This is a genomic window from Leptospira mtsangambouensis, from assembly GCF_004770475.1.
Lineage (GTDB): Bacteria > Spirochaetota > Leptospiria > Leptospirales > Leptospiraceae > Leptospira_A > Leptospira_A mtsangambouensis.
In genome coordinates this window covers 262,953-281,086 of the sequence record NZ_RQHK01000002.1, presented here as the reverse complement: position 1 = coordinate 281,086, position 18,134 = coordinate 262,953, and the positions used below count along the sequence as shown (strand labels likewise).

Genomic DNA, 18,134 nt, shown 5'->3' with positions numbered 1-18,134 from the left:
TGTTTATTCGGACCAAAGTTTTTTTAAATCGCTTGCTATGTTTTTTTGCATGGCTTCGTTTGTTCCCCCACCGATGCTCAGTAAAATCGCATCCCGATGCAATCGTTCCACAGGATATTCACGGCAGTACCCATAGCCACCTAATACTTGTATAGCGTTACGTGAAACACGTTCTGCCATTTGAGTGGCAACCAGTTTTGCGGAAGCCGCCCCAAGTGAATTGCGAACATCTGGTCCAAGTTCACTTGCCACATGATACACAAGGGCACGAGCTGCTTGGTAGTCCGCATAAGACTCGGCGACCATCCTTTGGATTTGACCAAACTCCATTAATTTTTTACCAAAGGCCTCTCTATGGCGAATGGTATAATCACACATGATATCAATACATCTGCGAGCAATTCCAAGTGACTGTGCCGCAAGTGTCACTCTTTCAATTTCTAAATTGCGCATCATATGAGTGACTGCCCCATTTTCTATGCCGAGTAAATTTTCTTCGGGGACTTCCATATCTTCGAACACAAGTTGTGTTGTTGGGGATGAACGCATTCCCATTTTCTCTTCTTTTTTTCCAACCGAAAAACCTTTGTAAGACGACTCGATCACAAAGGATGTCATTTTTTTGGAAGATTTTTCTAACTTGGTATAAAGAAGAAAAATCTGACCAATGGATCCGTTCGTAATGTATTGTTTGACCCCATTGATGATATAACGATCCCCCTTTTTCACTGCATTTGTGGTCATTCCAAGAACGTCGGTTCCGGCTCCAGGTTCTGTCATCCCCATCCCACCAATCCATTCTCCGGTGATGACCTTACTCAAATAACGGCTCCTTTGAGAAGGGTTAGAACTATAGAAAAAATTATTCACAAACAGTACTTCGTGAGCCAGATAAGAAAGAGTAAATCCTGGATCAAACCGAGACATCTCTTCATGGATGATGACAGCAGCAAGAGGATCGAGTCCATGCCCACCATCTGCTTCCGGCACTGTGATTCCAAAAATTCCCAGTTCAGAACCAAGGCGTTTGAAAAGCATGGTATTGAATGTTTCATTTTCATCGTTTTCCTTTGCTTGTTCGTCCATTTCACGTTCTGCAAAGGATGCCACTGATTCTCGCAGTGCCAGGTGGTCTTCTGTAGGATTAAATAAATCAAGAGGTGATTTTTTTGTCGAAAGCGTACTCATGGAGATAATTTTTTCGTACTTTTCCTGAGCCTGTAAACGAAAAAACCAAAGGGAATTGCCTAAGTAAGATTGAATTCGCTACAAAAACGAACAGTTTTTTAGGGAATCAAAACAGAAAATCAAAGTATAAATCTCATTTCCGCTAACAAAAGTTATTTTGTCGTGAGAACATTGACACAACTTGTGTTAAGTTAATACAGAAACTACATCGGGTAATAGTATCACTACTAAGAACTAGTAAATGCCCTAATAGAAAATTCTTATAAATCAAAAAGTAATATTAAATTCTAAGGAATGATTTACTTTTTATCGATTCTATTAAAACATCACCATAACATCTGGAAATAACTTTCGTCATATAAGCAAAAATTACAATGAGCACTAACGATACAAACATAGTACCTAGAGAGAAGCTCGCCAAATTTGAGTTAACCGAAGAATCTTTAAATAGTTTTCGTAAAAACAATAACATCCCTCTCGATCTTTACAATAAAGACGGACAAATCCTCATTCATAAAAAAAGAAATCCCACTGAAGCAGATTTCGGAAAACTCCTAAAGTTTGAAATGCAAGGGGTTTATTTCCTCATTTCCGAACTTAAAAAAACCAAACAACAAATGAATGGGGGCCATTTTTTAGAACCAGGCCGAACCACTAAATTATTCGACCAAGAAAAAACAGCCAGGTTTGCCAAACAATCCCAAGCCCTCATTGAAGACCTTCGAAAAACATCCTTTTCCTCAGAACAAGCCGTGTTCGTACAAAACTCGGTCAATGAACTTCTGACCGACTTCACAAGTAATCCCGACTATGAACTTGGAATTTTTAATATTTTAGAAATCCTTGGGGTAGCTGGAGTTTCTGTTGAATCAGAACTGATGACCAAACGCACCGTAGTGGCTATGGGGATGAAAGTTCGCACAAAAAAGATTGTCAACGAAGGCAAAGAAGAATCCAACAAAAAAGACCATTTGAGTCTTATGATGGCAAGTTACTTAGCGGATGTAGGATATTCCCGATTGGATATCAAAAACAATCCCAAACTGACCAAAGAAGAATACACGGTTGTCCAACAACATCCTATCATCAGTTATCTAATGACTCTTCCTGCGCCAGAAATTGAATCCCATGTTCGTACTTTAATTTTAAATCACCACAGACCCTACCGTGGCAATGGGGTGAATAATAATTTTCCCGATCCAAGATCACTTTTCACCAAACTCATGTCAGTTCGTGACAAATATAACAAAGAAGTTGGGAAAGAAAGAATCATCCAGGACATAGAACTCCAACTTCACTTACAAGAGAACAATGTAACTTCTGCAAGTTTCGAAGAAGACATAGCCATCCTTTCTTTGGCAAGTGAATATGCTTCTCTTACTTCCAACCAACCTTGGAGACCAGCATTCAAATCATCTACAGCTCTTAAGATGATTTTAAATGATTCTTTTTTCTCTTATAGCAATAAAAACATCAGACATCTTTTGGATTATGTGGGAAGTTCTCTCACCAACAACGAAAACATTGTGAACTTTGGTGACTTTGTCATCACCGCTTCCGTGGATTCTGAAAGAAGAGCTCATTTTGATATTTGTCTTGTTTTGGATGTGGGTCGTTACCAAACAAGACCCAAACTCCAAAGAATTTGTAGCATCAATCCAGTGTTTCAGAAAGGAAACAAATTCAAAATTGCTGATTTTGATTTGCATAGCATTAAAATCGATCGTAGAAAAGCCATTATGGATTTGGCCTTACAAGCAGGGACATCTCGTGTGATTTATATCATCGATCCAGAACTCAATCCCGCTCTTCACGAAGCCGTTTATAAAATCAACATGGCCTCCTAAGATCCACTTGGTGCATAAAGATGAATTTTTTGTTCTCTTCCAGAAAGAGTCACAAGTTCCTTTTTGTCCCAACCGGCTGGAGAACCAATCTCCAACCAAACTGCTTCTGAAATTAAAAAGTTAACTCCCAAATCTTTACAGGTCGACTCAATCCGAGAGGCTGTGTTCACCGTATCTCCAATCACAGTGTATTCCATCCTCTCTTCTGATCCAATACTTCCGCAAAAAACTTCGCCTGTATGAATTCCAATTCCAATCTTAACCTCCGATTCCCCTGCCCTGGTTCGTTCTTGGTTCCATTGATTTAATTCATCTAACATAAACTTGGCGGCAAGGACTGCATTTTCTGAATCCTCTCCTGGTTTTTCTGATGGAGAGGGTGTGCCAAAGGTTGCCATCACAGCATCTCCAATGAATTTATCCAAACTCCCGCTATGTTTAAAAATGGCTCTTACCATCCTACGACGAAATTCTGTTAAAAAAACAGAAAGGGCTTCTGGATCCATTGGTTCTGAAAATTGAGTGAACCCTCGGATATCGCTAAAAAGAATTGTTACTTTTTGGCGCCTGCCTTTGGCGATCACTTCTGGTTCGGATACAATTTCCGAAACTAGGTCAGGGGAAAAATAACGAGATAAGGTTGTTTTTTGTGACTCGGCCGCAGCAAATTTTAATAACATACGAAGGCTTCGAAAGATTGCATAGGAAATGGCAAAGACCAAAATCAAATAAACAGTGGGTTTGGTTACGGAAGCATCGGATAAAATGATTTGGTCTCCGAGAACATAATTATGCCAATCATAACTACTGACCGAATTTTTATCCACAAGTGCATAAACCAAAAATCCGTAGTAACTGAATAAAAAACAAATGAAAGAAAAGTTTACGAGAGAAAATCGGTATTGGAATAAACTCAAAGAAAGTGGTAAAAGATAAAATACAACCAAAGGAGTTTTGACAAGGAAGTTTGGATTTCCTTCTCCTTTTAAAATGTACCAATTAAAAATGGTAACCGTAATCAGTAAGTTATCAATAAACAAACTAATATAATCATACTTTGTTTTCCAATGCCCACGACTCTTTTTTAGAATTTGAGCATGAACGAATGTATTAATAAAATAAAATGCAATTGCTACATAATTGACCAAATATCCATATACAGAATCGGTATTACTAAGATTGGCAACTGCACTGGCAACGAGAGCCACTCCGATCACATACCGAAACCGAACCGCAAACAAAGCCCCCATTTGTTCCTCTTGGAAAAGAAGCTCCGACATATATTTGGGAAATTGATCTCGGATGCAGTACACAGAACGAATGGCTTTGATTAGGGAGGGGAACATAGGCAGACATTCCATCACTGAAAGTTTTCATGGCAAGGGAATTTTCTCTTTGCCAAATTAGAATCTGTTCGTATCAATGAATGATGTTCCAAAACGAATTCATCATTCGAACGGGAAAACTCTCCTCCTTTCTTGCTTGGGACATCCTAATCTCCCTAATGGCCAACCTTTCTTTTTTCTCTTTGTATCGAAACCAAAACCTAACCCCCACCCTACTCTTGTTTTATCTATGTTCTGTTTGGACTTTGTATTTGGCCGATCATTTATGGGATTCTCGACGAGAAACGGAACCTCTTTCAGAAAGAGGAACTTTCTACAAAAAACACCAACGAACAATCGTTATTGTCATTTTCCTTCTTATTTTGGTTTCCCTATTTGCTGGTATCCTTTATGAATTTACCTTTCTTTGGGAACACCTTCCCCTCCTCCTTTCCTTTTTATTTTGTCTTGGTTTGGTTGTAAAAGCTGTGTCACCAGTCCCTAAAGAAATTTTGGTTTCTGGGTTTTATACACTCGGGGTGCTCGCTCCATTTGAAACATTTGGTAACATGGATGGACTGGCCTTTGTATTTTTTCTCCATGTCTTAGCCAATGTCCTCCTTACCTACAATCTGGACCGAAACTTTGACCAAAGGCAAAATACCTTTACCCTCATCCAAAACCTGGAGCCCCAAAAAGTAAGGATGGTTGTACTTTGTCTTTTGGGAACGGGAGTTTTTTTCCTCCTTTTTTTGTGGACGAAGGGCCAAGTCAAAGACCCTTTTTTTTTCGGGATGGGACTAACCTATCTTTGGCTTTGTGTTTGTGCATTTCTGAAAATGGAGAGAGTTCCCTTTAAGTCCCTTTGTGAACTTTCCTACCTTCCCCTCTTCCTTCCCCAAATCTTTTTTTTCTTCTCCCTACTTCCTTAAAATTTAGGGTGGGTTTATGTGGTTACTTTGCATCCATTCGCTTGCACTTTTGGTTTTTGTCCTTCTTTACTCTTTCCGATTTCGAAAATTGGTGCCAAATCCCGAACAAAGTATCCTGGAACAAATCCAAGTGGCCACAAAAGACTGGAAATCCACTCCGAATTTGGTCCTTCTCATCGCCTTCTCTCTATTCTTACTGTTTCCACTCACCTTAGGATTTTCCTTTTACCTCAAAAGTGATGCCAACGTCCTTGTTGTCATTCTCTGGATCATTTGGGCCTACAATTGGAGTAAATACAGTTTCTTCCGAGAATAAATTACTTCCCTTATGACTTCGCTCCCGTTTTCTGGTCTAAGGTAATCCACGAAAACGGGGTTAAGGAATGAAAATTGTTGTTCTAGTAAAACAGGTTCCGGACACGGAAACCAATATCAAAGTCGGCGACAAATCGATCAACGAAGCTGGCGTAAAATGGATCATCTCTCCTTATGATGAATTTGCTATCGAAGAGGGAATTAGAATTCGTGAAAAAAGCGGTGGAGAAGTCATCGCAGTGTCCCTCGGCCCAGACCGTGCCGTAGAAGCACTTCGTACTGCCTACGCAATGGGTGTAGACAGAGCTGTTCATGTAAAAGTGGATGACTACGTAACTTTTGACTCTACATACACTTCCGAACTTCTTGCAAACCTCATCAAAGCTGAAAACGCAGATGTAGTGATTGGTGGTCGTCAATCCATCGATACTGATAGTTCACAAGTTGTGGTTCAAATTGCAGAGAGATTGAATGTTCCTCACGTTGCTATGGCCCTCAAACTTGAGTTTGACGGAAACAAAGTGACTGCAACTAGAGAAATCGAAGGTGGAACTGAAGTAGTAGAAACAACTGCTCCTTTAGCTGTCACTGCGCAAAAAGGTTTGAACGAACCAAGATACCCTAGTTTGAAAGGAATCATGTCTGCGAAGAAAAAACCGGTAGATGTTAAAAAACCGGAAGAACTCGGAGCAACAGGATCTAAACTCGAAGTTGTATCTCTCGAACCACCTCCTCCACGTATCGCTGGTCGAAAACTGGAAGCAGCAGATGCACAAGGTTTTGCATCTCAACTTGTAAAAGCTCTTCGCGAAGAAGCGAAGGTCATCTAAGGAGACGAACATGGCTGATGTTTTAGTAGTTGGTGAATTAAAAAACGGCGAACTTAAAAAAATCTCAAAAGAACTCACTTCTGCAGCTCGAAAAATTGCGGACTCCATTGGTGGTAAAGTTCATACAGTAGTCATTACTGAAAACGTTGATGCGTTTGCAGGTGATTTGAAAGCGGTTGGTGCTGATACAGTAATCGGTGCAAACCTTGGTGAATTTTCTCCTGAAGGTTATGCAAATGGAATTTTTGCAATCATCCAAGAGAAAAAACCAGCAGTGGTTTTAATTCCACACTCTGCTCAAGGAAAAGAATACTCTGCAAGAGTAGCGATCAAAGCAAATGCTGGAATCGTTGCGGATGCGGTTGGTCTTTCTGTTGACGGTGGTAAAGTGGTTGCTAAGAAACCAATTTACTCTGGAAAAGCGTATGCAAATTTCAAAGTCACTTCTGACATTCAAATCTTTACAGTACGTGCTAACTCACAAGAAGTAACTCCTAAAGACGGAGCAGGTGCAGTAGAAAAATCTGGTGCAGCAGCTGGTGAAGTAAGAACTAAGTCTATCTCTAAAGATCTTTCTGGTGGAAACAAAGTGCAACTTGCTGATGCTTCTATCATCGTATCTGGCGGACGCGGAATCAAAGGACCAGAAAACTGGCCAATCATCCAAGACTTGGCTGACACTCTTGGTGCAGCTCTTGGTGCTTCCCGTGCGACTGTAGACGCAGGATGGATTTCTCACTCCCACCAAGTAGGACAAACAGGAAAAACTGTCTCCCCTAACTGTTACATCGCTTGCGGTATCTCCGGAGCCATCCAACACTTAGCGGGTATGGGATCTTCTAAATACATCGTTGCCATCAACAAAGATGGAGATGCTCCTATTTTCAAAGTAGCAACTTACGGTGTTGTTGCAGACCTTTTCGAAGTAGTGCCTGCACTTACTTCTGAGTTCAAAAAAGTATTGGGTTAATCCCAATACGAACCATCAAACTTTGAGGAATTTCCTTCCCAAATTTTCGATTGTTCTCCTTTTCTCTGTCCAAACGGGTATCCTTTGGGCAGAGGATGGAAGGGATCGTTTGAATGCCGTCATCGGCAAAATGAATTCCCTAGAAAGTTTTCGCGCCTCTGTCACTGTCAATGGTGGCCTCACTGGTGTCGTTTCCTACAAAAGCCCAAACCAACTCCATGTCAGATTTAGTGATGGAAGGATCATTTCCTCCAATGGACGAATTTTATGGTTTTATAATCCAGATTCATCGATTGCAGGCAAACAAGACCTGAAAGGTGTTTCGGGTGGCCTTGGTGGACTTCTTTCCGGTTATGAAAATGTGTCAGTTAGTGGAAGAACTTTTCGTCTAACTTCCAATACCAAACGGTATAATGAAATTATCCTGGTTGTTTCTGATAACGACCTCCCCCGTGTACTCAAAATGAAACGTTCCGACGAAGAAATTACTGAAGTGGCTTTCTCTGGGATTGCTACAAACATTGGTCTTGGAACGGGACTATTCAACTTTCAACCACCCACAAGCTCACAAATTGTTGAGAACCCTCTCAACCAAAAGGAGTAATTGTGACTCCGGTTTCCCGTACAGAAGCACACCGCGTTTTTGCCGATTTATATCGTAAAACTCGTACGCCAGAACACCAACAACTCATCGATGAAGCCATTTTAAAATCCAATGATGTTTTCATTCGGATTGATCTCATTCGCAAAGTGGATGAGGACTATGAAAATAAAAACAAACCCAAAAAAGACGATGGTCGCGACCGCGGACTTCCCGAAAAAGAACAACCAAGAAGAGAAGTCCTCTCTCGCACTAGTACACCCGAACCAAAACCAAAACGTTCTAGCGATTTAGTCACAATCGATAGTGCCAAACAAAAACAAAACCCAGCAAAAAAACGAGTCATCGAACAAAGACAAGGTGGTGGTCTCCTTGCAGGTTTGTTTGGTGGTGGTGCCGGCAGTGTAAACAATTCCATCAGCAAATTTGGAAAAGATACAGGAACCATCGACATTGGACTTTTTGGTAGAAACCCAACCATTTCCAATAATGTAGAAAAACTATTTCGAGGAATGAAAGAAGATGTTCTGATTCCAACCATCCAAGCCCTTCGTGTTTCCGAACAACAAGGTTGGAGGATTTGGACTCCCCTAGTTTACAATATCATCAATAACTTTAATAAATTCTATAATGCTTTTGCCTCATTGGATGCATTGATTTTAGATAAAATTTCCGCTGATATATTTTTAGAGCGTTCTCTTAAAATGCAGATGTTCTATGTCCGTTTTTTGCAGAGAAGCGATGCTAACGATATTATTTTATCCAATCTTCCAGACATTGTAAAAATGGATGATAAACTCACACCAAAACTCAGTAAAATCATGGAAGGTGTGAATTATGCGATCAACTTAGAAAACACAAAACCAAAGTTATCCGATGCTATTACTGCGTTTTATATTGTAGCAAAAAAGAAAATGTTCACTTGGCCGGAGATTGTTTCTGACCTACGTGTCCCAGCCATCCAAGAACATAAATTCCAAGCAGCCAGAGAAATCCAAAAAGAAGTGGAGATCACAGTTGCTAAAATTTCTGACGATATCAATACAAGAACTTTCAAAAAAGAAGAACTAACGAATTTGCGTTCTCGTTATTTTTCTATAGATGATAAAGGGAAAATCAGTTTTGATTTTTTAAATGTGGTTGTGGACGATTTTATGGCCCACCATATGCCTGAATCAGCCAAAAGCCAAACAGTCAAAAATAGTTACAAATCGCAACCACATAGACTCGTTTATCTTTTGTTACGCGATTTACAAACCGTTTATATCAACTTAATCGAAGGATATGTTCGCCTTGGTGACAAAAACCAAAACCAAGAACTCCTTCTCATCCAACCGGGACTTTTCAGAAACGAAATTGACCAACTCAATTCACTTGTTCGAACCATTGACAATTTTAATAAAAAATTCCCAAGTTTTCAATATAGTTTCCAACAATACGGAATGGATTATAGCACTGGAAATGCGGCAAACGATCAAATTGCAGGAACGATTGTGCAAGCTTTACAAGAAGCTTCTGAATTTTTCGGAAGTTTTGCAGGAAAACTCAATATCATTGTAGAAAACCATTTGATGGCAAAAGCCACTGAATCCAAAGGAAAAGTGAACGATAAAATCGTTTCTACAAAAGATAAGGTCATCGAAGAAGTAAAAATTGCACAAAGGTTTATTCCGCATTTTGACAAAATGGTTGTAGCAAAAGAAAGAATTAACGGACTGAAGGTGGAAGATGTATTCATCCAATTCACCAAATATCTCTATAACTATGCAGTCATCTTCAAAGATCCAGCAACCACTTCCAAACTCACTGCACACCGAAAAATCGAACAAGAACTGATCAAATTGAATAAAGAATACGAAAGACTCACCTATTCCACTTTCAACAAAGAAGCCGGAAATACCGTGAATTCTGAGTCTTCCGAAAACCAAGCTGATTCCGATACAATGAATGTCTCTGAATCGGAAGGAGAATCATGAGAGTCCTTACTGGATTACAACCCTCTGGCAAACTTCATTTAGGAAATTACTTTTCTGCGATTAAAAAAATCTTAGACTATCAATCCAAAGAAGAATTATTTCTTTTTATCGCAAATTTACATGCACTCACAACATTCCGATCCAAAGAAGAATTAAAAACTTTCACTCTGGAATGCGCAATCGACTTACTTGCATTAGGTGTTGATCCACAAAAAACTGTTTTTTGGGTCCAAAGTGATGTTCCCGAAGTCACAGAACTCACTTGGTATTTATCTCAATCCATTACCGTTTCGCAATTGCAATTGGCTCATTCTTTTAAAGACAAAGTGGCAAAAGGATTTGTCGCGGGCGCTGGACTCTTTACTTATCCGGTACTAATGGCAAGTGACATCTTACTTTTTTCTGCAGAAAAAGTCCCCGTTGGCAAAGACCAAAAACAACATTTGGAATTTGCACGTGATATTGCCGAAAGATTCAATACACAGTTTGGACAGGTTTTAACGATCCCTGAACCTGATATTGATGAAAATACGGCAACAGTCCCTGGTGTCGATGGGGCGAAGATGTCGAAATCTTATAAAAACACGATCGACTTCTTTGGAACAGAAAAAGAAATCAAAAAGAAAGTAATGTCAATTGTGAGTGATTCGAAGGCAGTTGAAGAACCAAAGGATCCAGAAACTTCCGTGATCTTTCAAATCCATTCACTTTTTCTTTCCCCTTCAGAGAAAGAATCACAAATTCAAAAATACAAACATGGTGGATCGGGTTACGGTGATCTCAAAAAAGATCTGCTCGATTCGATTTTAGCTCACTTTGCACCTTACCGGGCCAAACGAGAAGAACTGGCACAAAACTTAGATTATGTGCACCAGGTCCTAAAAGAAGGAAAGGAAAAAGCGCAAACAGTGGCAGAGAGAAAATTAACCGACGTTCGTAAAACTCTCGGCATCTATCCTTTTTAATTCCAATAGGACCAAAATAGTTTTTTTTTACCCCTCCGGATATGAAGCCGGAGACTTACCTACTCCCCAGAGCTGATTTTGGTTGGTTCTCATTGGGAATCTGCGGAACTGCCTTCTTAATGAAATTGGGTGCAAAAACTCCTGGATTTCATTCTCTACTTGTCCTGACTTTTTTCACCCTCTTCCTATTTTATTCAGTCCTTCCAAGATTTACCTCTTACAAAAATGACAAAAGAATTTACCTTTGTTTCTTTGCCTCTTTTCTCTTTTTGTTTGTGGCTGATGTTCAAGGACAGGCCTACAAAAGAACTACCAATCCCCACTTTCGTTCCTATTTAGAAACGCAGATCAAACACTCCCCACTCAGTAAGTTTGAATCACGTATTGTTATGGGTTTTGTGACAGGTTCTACAAAAGAAATACCGGGAGATTTTAAAGACCTTGCAAAAGAGTCTGGGATCTTACACTTGTTTGCTGCTTCAGGCCTTCATTTGGGAATTTTTATTGGTTCCATACAGTTTTTGGGAAACCTCTGTTTTTCAAAACGAAAATGGATTTCTTTATTTCTATCTTTAAGTCTTGGATTTATTTACTTGGCTGCGCTCGATTTTCCAGTTTCATTTTTACGAGCCTATTTATTTGTTTTTCTTACTCTGACGGCTTCCTTGTTTTATCGAAAAATTGGACCTTCGGATTTACTTCTTTTCTCCTCTGCTTGTATTGCATTTTTTCTATTTTACGATTTTCTTAGCATTGGATTTTTGTTATCCTTTGGAGCAGTCTTTGGAATTTTTTTTCTTAAACCAATTCTAGATAAACTTGTTTTCCCTGATTCAAAATCCTTTCTAAAAGAAAATCTTCATCTAACAATTGCATGTTCTCTTTGTAGTTTTCCCATCCTTGTCTATTACTTTCGCTCTTTTTCCTTTGGTGGGATAGGCATCAATTTTCTATTGGTTCCGATGGCGGGAATACTTTTGCCAACACTTTATATAACTTTATTTTTACAAAGCCTTGTTCCCACTTTTTTATTAGAACCACTTGCCTCTTGGATTTGGGTTCCTGCTTCATTTGAACTTTCTATTTTTTTGAAACTATTCCATTGGTTTTCAGATTTGGGCAGGGGATATAAAACTTGGATGAACGTTCCCCGGGAACTTTGTTTCATTTCCGTCTTTCTTATTTTTTGTATTCCCTTTTATCCCAAAATTCGTTTTTTAAACCTACCCCTTTTTCGATTTTGTTTTTATCTACTCCCCAGTTTGTTTTTGGGATTTTCTTATTTTTTCTCAACACAAACCCTCCTCCCAAAATTCATCACAAAACTTGGAAAGGGAAATCTTTCCATTCGTTTCGGTGACCACTTGTATTTGTTTGGAACATGTTATTCTAAAAAAATGGCAGAACCTTTGCCTGGATTTCCACCACCAAATTCAATTTCCTTTGAATCAGAGTCTTGTTTGCCTGGTGTACTTTCTCAAATCAAAAAACACAAAATAACAGATGTTTACTGGCACGGAACCAAGCATTCTGAAAATTGGATCGGTAAATTCTCTCTTCCCATCCAACTAAAAAACCAAATGATCCTGGGAGCGGAGATGAATCCAGTTTTTTCCATCATTCGTTTTGATGGAAATCCAAAGGGTGTTGAACAGTTTTTAAAACAAACGAAAGAAGCGGACCAATCCAAAATCACCCCAAACTGGAAAGGAGTTCTGCTTTTGGACTTTCCTCCTTGGAAAAAAAAGGAAGCCAAAGAATGGATCCAATACCAAAAACTACTTGGGATTTCCACTGCCTGGAAAATGATACTCGTTGAGGATACTTTTGAAATCCCCTTACGCGACTATCTCCAACATCCAGACCTTTTTTGAGTCCAAAGGAATTCGCGCCCAAAAGAAATTTGGGCAAAACTTCCTCATTGACCAAAACATAGTCGATTTTATTTTCAAATCCGCAGAACCTTTGTTAACTGACAATATTTCCATAGCGGAGATTGGAATTGGTCTCGGGACTCTCACTTATCCAGTTCTCTGTTTGGACAAAAAAACCTATCTATTCGAAATTGATCATGCTTATATCCAATTGGCTAAGGATGAAATTTTACCGAAGTTTCCAAAAGCTTTGTTATTTGAGGGAGATGCATTAAAAAATCTGTTCCATATCTACCAAGAAGAGGTTTTTGTATTTGGAAATTTGCCTTACCACCTAACAACAGAAATCATCAATACCCTAGTCATCCACTGTCGAAATTTCCAAGGGGGAATTTTTATGGTGCAAAAGGAATTTGCCGAACGCCTTGTCAAAGAAACATCTTCCTTATCTGTTTTCCTTTCTGCTTTTTGTGATGTGAAGTATCTAAAGACTGTTCACAAAAATTGTTTTTTTCCCATTCCCAAAATCCATTCTGCCCTGATCCTTCTAAAACCCAAAGTCCAAACAAAACCAAATGGGTGGCGACTGACTTCGGAACGAGAAGTAGAACTCTGGTCCCAGATGTTACGCACTTTGTTTTGGGGGAAACGAAAACAAATTCAGGTAAGCCTCCGGGAATCCCCTTTTTCAGAAGACCCCGGCTTTCGAGAGGCTTTGGGAAAGGCCATCCAATCGGCAGAAATTCCACCCACCGCAAGGCCTGAAGAATTGAACCGAGAACAATTTCTGACCCTGGGTCAACATTTGCTTGACCATTTGTCAAAATGATGGCAAAATCATCACCGCCATGTTCGAGAATTTCACACCTCCGCCCATCGTTACCTATGCCATCCCCGTTTTCTTCCTTCTGATTGGAATTGAAGTCTACATTGGATACCGCAAAAACAAAGCCCTCTACCGGCTAAACGATTCCATCGCCGACTTAAGCACGGGAATCATCTCCCAAATCTGGGGCCTTTTCCAAAAAGGGATCGGACTCTTTGCTTATTTCTATATCTACGAACACTTCCGTTTTTTCGAATTTGCCATGACCAACCCCTGGGCTTGGATCCTTTGTATTGTCGGCCAAGACTTTTGTTACTACTGGTCCCACCGTTTGGCCCATGAGGTCAATATCCTTTGGGCAGGACATGTCATCCACCACCACAGCGAAGAATACAACTTAGTTGTGGCCCTCCGCCAAACAGGACTCGGTGGTATTGTCTCTTGGATTTTCTATGTTCCTTTGGCTCTGATTGGATTTCACCCTTGGATGTATCTTGCCAGCGGACAAATCAATCTCATCTACCAATTCTGGGTGCATACAAAAGCTGTGGATAAAATTGGAAAGGTTGGCGAATTCCTACTCTCCACTCCTTCTCACCACAGGGTACACCACGCCATCAATCCAATCTACATTGATAAAAACCATGGTGGGATCTTCATCATCTTTGATCGAATGTTTGGAACCTTTCAAGAAGAAACAGAACCTTGTGTGTATGGAACTGTGAAACCCCTTCGGAGTTTCAATCCGGTTTATGCAAACGTTCATTACTACTGGGAACTGATCAAACAAGCCGCAAGTGCTCCTTATTTCTTAGATAAAATTAAGGTCTTTTTCAAACCACCAGGTTGGTATCCAAGAGAAAGTTCAAAACCAGCTGGATTTTTACCGATTCCGGAAGTAAGTCCTGCGACTTTCCATAAGTATGATCCGAAACCACAATCGGAAGTGAGAACTTACACAACCACTTGGTTTGTTCTCGTCCTCCTTTTGTCCTTTGCTTTCCTTTTGTTTGTAGCTAAATTCTCCCTCATCTCACAAATCCTTGTGACTGTTTGGGTGACTCTTTCCTTACTTTCCATCAATGCCCTGATTGAAGGAAAATCTTGGGCTGGGGCCATGGAAATCACAAGGCTACTTTTTGGATTTCTTGTCCTTGGTTACTTTGGGGTGGGTTGGGCATACTATGCCATTGGGATTGTATGCCTTCTTGCCGCAGGAATCTATCTCTATCGCACAAGTGGACAAAAAGCCCAAGCAGCTTAGGTCCATTTTTTAAAAAAGGAACGAACAGTATCCAATCCTACCAGACTCTTTCTGGTGGGATTGGGAACGAATGCACTCTGAACACTGCTCTCTAATCTTTTTTCCCTCTGAAAAACGGATGACCTGAAAACCACTCTCAGTGTTATGTCACATAAATGCCATGAATAGGGCGGAATCCCCCGATCGTTCCCCTTGACCGGACGGGGCCCCGTGAGAATTTGGCATTGCACCAGAGTTTTTGAGGCGAAATGAGATGAAGCGAAACCGAAGTTACTATATCATTCTAGTCCTAATCCTGTTTGTAGTGACCTACTCCGCCTATGCGGCCTACCAGAAGCAAAAAAATGGTCCTGTTTTTTTGGACAACCATGTCTTCCAACGTTATAATGAGCAGTGGGGCCTTTGGGTAGACCTAAATGCCGAGAAAAAAAGCCTTCTCGAAAAGGCTTCTGAGTTTGGGATCCTGGCCCAAGAGGTAATGGAGATCAACAATTTAAAGGAATCAGACCTCAGCCGATTGAAACGATCCATTTTCTTTCCTTATTCCGCAGAATACATGCGGGGACTCCAAGAAAAAGAACTCTTCCGAGAAACTGTTGAATCTCCCATTGACCAATTCATTTGGCCAGTTCTCCCCAATCATAAATCCCGAATTTCTTCCCGGATTGGAAGGCGCTGGAACACCTGGCACACTGGCCTCGACATCGCCATTCCTAAAAATTCCGTGGTCCTTGCTGCCGCTGATGGTGTGGTAGAAGAAGCGGGTCGCAGTGGTGATTATGGTCTAGCTGTCAAAATTTACCACCATGACATGAACCATTTCCATACGGTGTATGGCCACAACCAAGAGTTACTCGTAAAACCTGGAGATGTGGTTCGCAAAGGACAGATCATTGCTTTTTCTGGAAATACAGGAAAGTCGACTGGTCCTCATGTCCATTTTGAAGTTCGATTTCACAATGTGTATCTCAATCCTGAAAACTTTCTCACTCCCTATGAAGAAGGAGTTGCCACAAGCATCGTTGGATTTGCAGACTAAGTATTAGTGACTAACCTGACAAAGAACAGTTGGACGGACGAAATTTTCGACCGTCTGACAACCATCATACCCCAAACACCAGGCATTGCCTGTTTTGATTTCGATAACACACTCATTCGCAACGATTTCGGTGAAAAGATCATGGATGAACTCCTCCATGGCGGACTTACATTTGTACCAAAAGATTTATCAGAATTTTTTCGAGACAAAGAACTTTGGCGTGACCATACAAAACTGAGTCATCCGGAAAAGGAACGATTGGTTTGGGAAGAATACACCTACCAATTAAAAGAATACGGAATCGAAAGAGGATACCGCTGGACTAGTTTTATTTTCCAAGGAATGGATAAAACAGAATACTACGAAGTGTCCAGAAGAGCCTGGGAGAGAGTCAATCACTACGACAAAGATTCTGGTGTGTTTCCCCAAGTGGAAATGAAAGACCTGATTGCTTATTTAAACCACCACAATTGGACAGTGTACATTGTGACCGCATCTCCTGAACCCGGAATTGCTGCCATCGCCCACCTATTCCCCGTGGAAGAATCCAAAGTCATTGGCATGAGACAAGAATTAGGTGAAAATGGAAAATTTTCTCACAAACTCATTGAACCTTATACATATGGAGAGGGAAAAGTAAAAGCAATAGAAGAAAGAATCGGTGTGTATCCCGACCTAGCTTTTGGAGATTCCTTTAACGACTATCCTATGCTTTGCCGTGCCAAACAAATGGCCGTGGGTATCAATCGTGACAACCCAGAGTTTGCCAAGGCTTGTGCGGCCCAAGGAATTTACATCCAACCTTACTTTACCTTTCCTCCAGTGCTGACATGAACCGACTTTATTTAGTATCCAATTCCATCGGAAATGATGAGGACCTTCCTCCCCGCACCAAAACCTTGTTAGAGGAAGCTGACTGGATCATTGGGGAAGAACAAAGGACCACTTCCACGTTTTTAAAGAAGTTGGGAGTATCCAAACCCTTTGACCTACTGAACGAACATACTTCCAGGCAGGAGATGGATGAGATCGCAATGAAACTTGCGACCACCAAAAGGACCTGCCTCATTTCTGATTCAGGAAGTCCCGGACTCGAAGACCCTGGAAAGTGGATTGTCCCTCTGGCTTGGGAGATGGGTGTGGAAGTTCGTTCGGCTCCCGGACCAACTGCCCTCATTGCCGCCCTAACCAGTTCTGGGTTTGCCACCTCCCCCTTTCTCTTTTTGGGATTTTTGCCTAGAGAGGAAAAGGAAAGAGAAAGAACCTTAAAACAATACTTGGGGCTTGGCATCACCCTTGCCTTTTATGAAACACCCTACCGGGCCAAACATTGTCTGGAAACCCTAGCAAAAATCCTACCTGGGGATCGGCAGATTTTCCTTGCCCTCGGAATCTCTATGGCCAACGAAACTAGCTTTCGAGGAACAGCCAAAGAGATTCATAAAAAGTTTCCACAAGGTCTGAAGCTCCCCCCAGTCTTTGTGGTGGAAGAGAAAAAAGAAAGGATCAAACGTTAGTTTCTTGACAGTACCTCTGTTATATTGAACGCTTGGACAATGGTAAGTAAAGTAGAGCAACCGAGTGACGGAATAGACCAATTGATTTCAGAGTCTGGCGATTATATAACAGATGTCGTCAAAGAAAATCTGAAACTCATCCGCCATACAAAAGGTTTTTCTTTGGATAAACTCGCAAATCGTTGTGGAGTGAGCCGTGCGATGTTATCGCAGATCGAACAAGGGAAATCGGTTCCTACGATTTCTGTGTTATGGAAAATTGCAAACGGACTCAATGTTCCTTTTTCTGAACTCCTCAAAGAAAAAAACCAAGACGGAATCCACATCCTCAAAGCGGAAAATTCCAAGGTTTTATATTCCAATTCCAAAGTCTTTGCTAGCCGTGCGCTTTTCCCATTTCTTGGAAATCGCAAAACAGAATTTTATGAACTCATTTTAAAACCCGGCGGGCATGAAGTTGCCGAACCACATAAAACAGGAACCACTGAAAACTTGGTTGTTGTTTCCGGCAAACTGCGGTTACGCGTTGGCGAAAAAGTTGTGGAACTAGAACCAAAAGATTCTGTATTTTTTAAAGCCGATGTTTCGCATGAGTATTCCAATCCAACAGACCAAGAAACTCTCATGTATCTTGTAATGGATTATACGGACGAAATAGGTTAAGA

The 18,134-nt window shown here is 40.6% G+C and carries 17 protein-coding genes; 15 read left to right on the top strand and 2 right to left on the bottom strand.

What is annotated here, in order from left to right; all coding sequences use genetic code 11:
- Positions 1–3: 3 nt before the first annotated feature.
- Entirely contained in the window at positions 4–1,188 is a 1,185-nt protein-coding gene (locus EHR01_RS01205) for an acyl-CoA dehydrogenase family protein (protein WP_135692786.1), read from the bottom strand.
- Between the two features lie 374 nt (positions 1,189–1,562).
- Between EHR01_RS01205 and EHR01_RS01200 the strand changes: the two genes are divergently transcribed.
- The gene (locus EHR01_RS01200; protein ID WP_135692783.1) at positions 1,563–3,035 is read left to right on the top strand and encodes an HD domain-containing phosphohydrolase; all 1,473 of its coding nucleotides are present in this window, start codon (positions 1,563–1,565) and stop codon (positions 3,033–3,035) included.
- Here EHR01_RS01200 and EHR01_RS01195 read toward each other — a convergent pair.
- Positions 3,032–4,381 (bottom strand): adenylate/guanylate cyclase domain-containing protein, encoded by a 1,350-nt coding sequence (locus EHR01_RS01195; protein ID WP_135692781.1) that lies wholly within the window; start codon positions 4,379–4,381, stop codon positions 3,032–3,034. The two genes, EHR01_RS01200 and EHR01_RS01195, sit on opposite strands and share 4 nt — an antisense overlap.
- An 80-nt stretch (positions 4,382–4,461) precedes the next feature.
- Here EHR01_RS01195 and EHR01_RS01190 point away from each other — a divergent pair, with 80 nt between their 5' ends.
- The 14 genes from EHR01_RS01190 to EHR01_RS01125 all read left to right on the top strand — a co-directional run bounded on the left by EHR01_RS01190 (position 4,462) and on the right by EHR01_RS01125 (position 18,132).
- Positions 4,462–5,292, top strand: a complete 831-nt coding sequence (locus tag EHR01_RS01190) for a hypothetical protein (RefSeq protein WP_244309940.1) — start codon at positions 4,462–4,464, stop codon at positions 5,290–5,292.
- 16 nt (positions 5,293–5,308) lie between these two features.
- A complete protein-coding gene (locus EHR01_RS01185) occupies positions 5,309–5,608 on the top strand; it encodes an LIC10362 family protein (RefSeq protein WP_135692779.1) in 300 nt (99 codons plus the stop codon).
- Between the two features lie 67 nt (positions 5,609–5,675).
- Entirely contained in the window at positions 5,676–6,437 is a 762-nt protein-coding gene (locus tag EHR01_RS01180; protein ID WP_002971965.1) for an electron transfer flavoprotein subunit beta/FixA family protein, read from the top strand.
- A gap of 10 nt (positions 6,438–6,447) precedes the next feature.
- Positions 6,448–7,407 carry an electron transfer flavoprotein subunit alpha/FixB family protein gene (locus tag EHR01_RS01175; RefSeq protein ID WP_100720042.1) on the top strand — a complete coding sequence of 320 codons (960 nt, stop codon included), beginning with the start codon at positions 6,448–6,450 and terminating at the stop codon, positions 7,405–7,407.
- A 22-nt stretch (positions 7,408–7,429) separates the two neighbouring features.
- A complete protein-coding gene (locus EHR01_RS01170; protein ID WP_004788865.1) occupies positions 7,430–8,011 on the top strand; it encodes a LolA family protein in 582 nt (193 codons plus the stop codon).
- Positions 8,012–8,013: 2 nt separating this feature from the next.
- Positions 8,014–9,984, top strand: a complete 1,971-nt coding sequence (locus EHR01_RS01165; protein WP_135692777.1) for a hypothetical protein — start codon at positions 8,014–8,016, stop codon at positions 9,982–9,984.
- Entirely contained in the window at positions 9,981–10,949 is a 969-nt protein-coding gene (gene trpS, locus EHR01_RS01160; RefSeq protein WP_135692775.1) for a tryptophan--tRNA ligase, read from the top strand. Before EHR01_RS01165 ends, trpS begins: the two co-directional genes overlap by 4 nt.
- Positions 10,950–10,990: 41 nt before the next feature.
- On the top strand, positions 10,991–12,823 hold the full coding sequence (locus tag EHR01_RS01155) for a ComEC/Rec2 family competence protein (RefSeq protein WP_135692773.1): 1,833 nt from the start codon (positions 10,991–10,993) through the stop codon (positions 12,821–12,823).
- Positions 12,777–13,652, top strand: coding sequence for a 16S rRNA (adenine(1518)-N(6)/adenine(1519)-N(6))-dimethyltransferase RsmA (rsmA, locus tag EHR01_RS01150; protein ID WP_135692771.1), 876 nt, complete (start codon positions 12,777–12,779; stop codon positions 13,650–13,652). Before EHR01_RS01155 ends, rsmA begins: the two co-directional genes overlap by 47 nt.
- A 19-nt stretch (positions 13,653–13,671) precedes the next feature.
- Complete coding sequence (locus tag EHR01_RS01145; protein ID WP_135692769.1) at positions 13,672–14,913, top strand: sterol desaturase family protein; 1,242 nt, start codon at positions 13,672–13,674, stop codon at positions 14,911–14,913.
- A gap of 253 nt (positions 14,914–15,166) precedes the next feature.
- Entirely contained in the window at positions 15,167–15,952 is a 786-nt protein-coding gene (locus tag EHR01_RS01140) for a M23 family metallopeptidase (RefSeq protein ID WP_135692768.1), read from the top strand.
- Positions 15,953–15,958: 6 nt separating this feature from the next.
- Positions 15,959–16,786 (top strand): HAD family hydrolase, encoded by an 828-nt coding sequence (locus tag EHR01_RS01135; protein WP_135692766.1) that lies wholly within the window; start codon positions 15,959–15,961, stop codon positions 16,784–16,786.
- Positions 16,783–17,469, top strand: a complete 687-nt coding sequence (gene rsmI / locus EHR01_RS01130) for a 16S rRNA (cytidine(1402)-2'-O)-methyltransferase (RefSeq protein ID WP_135692763.1) — start codon at positions 16,783–16,785, stop codon at positions 17,467–17,469. Before EHR01_RS01135 ends, rsmI begins: the two co-directional genes overlap by 4 nt.
- Before the next feature lie 39 nt (positions 17,470–17,508).
- Positions 17,509–18,132, top strand: a complete 624-nt coding sequence (locus tag EHR01_RS01125; protein ID WP_035983954.1) for a helix-turn-helix domain-containing protein — start codon at positions 17,509–17,511, stop codon at positions 18,130–18,132.
- The last annotated feature ends 2 nt before the right edge of the window (positions 18,133–18,134 follow it).

Coding starts and splice junctions, on each gene's coding strand:
- EHR01_RS01205 (WP_135692786.1), bottom strand. CDS start 1,188: ATGAGTACGCTTTCGACAAAAAAATCACCTCTTGATTTATTTAATCCT.
- EHR01_RS01200 (WP_135692783.1), top strand. CDS start 1,563: ATGAGCACTAACGATACAAACATAGTACCTAGAGAGAAGCTCGCCAAA.
- EHR01_RS01195 (WP_135692781.1), bottom strand. CDS start 4,381: ATGTTCCCCTCCCTAATCAAAGCCATTCGTTCTGTGTACTGCATCCGA.
- EHR01_RS01190 (WP_244309940.1), top strand. CDS start 4,462: ATGATGTTCCAAAACGAATTCATCATTCGAACGGGAAAACTCTCCTCC.
- EHR01_RS01185 (WP_135692779.1), top strand. CDS start 5,309: ATGTGGTTACTTTGCATCCATTCGCTTGCACTTTTGGTTTTTGTCCTT.
- EHR01_RS01180 (WP_002971965.1), top strand. CDS start 5,676: ATGAAAATTGTTGTTCTAGTAAAACAGGTTCCGGACACGGAAACCAAT.
- EHR01_RS01175 (WP_100720042.1), top strand. CDS start 6,448: ATGGCTGATGTTTTAGTAGTTGGTGAATTAAAAAACGGCGAACTTAAA.
- trpS (WP_135692775.1), top strand. CDS start 9,981: ATGAGAGTCCTTACTGGATTACAACCCTCTGGCAAACTTCATTTAGGA.
- EHR01_RS01155 (WP_135692773.1), top strand. CDS start 10,991: ATGAAGCCGGAGACTTACCTACTCCCCAGAGCTGATTTTGGTTGGTTC.
- EHR01_RS01145 (WP_135692769.1), top strand. CDS start 13,672: ATGTTCGAGAATTTCACACCTCCGCCCATCGTTACCTATGCCATCCCC.
- EHR01_RS01140 (WP_135692768.1), top strand. CDS start 15,167: ATGAAGCGAAACCGAAGTTACTATATCATTCTAGTCCTAATCCTGTTT.
- rsmI (WP_135692763.1), top strand. CDS start 16,783: ATGAACCGACTTTATTTAGTATCCAATTCCATCGGAAATGATGAGGAC.
- EHR01_RS01125 (WP_035983954.1), top strand. CDS start 17,509: ATGGTAAGTAAAGTAGAGCAACCGAGTGACGGAATAGACCAATTGATT.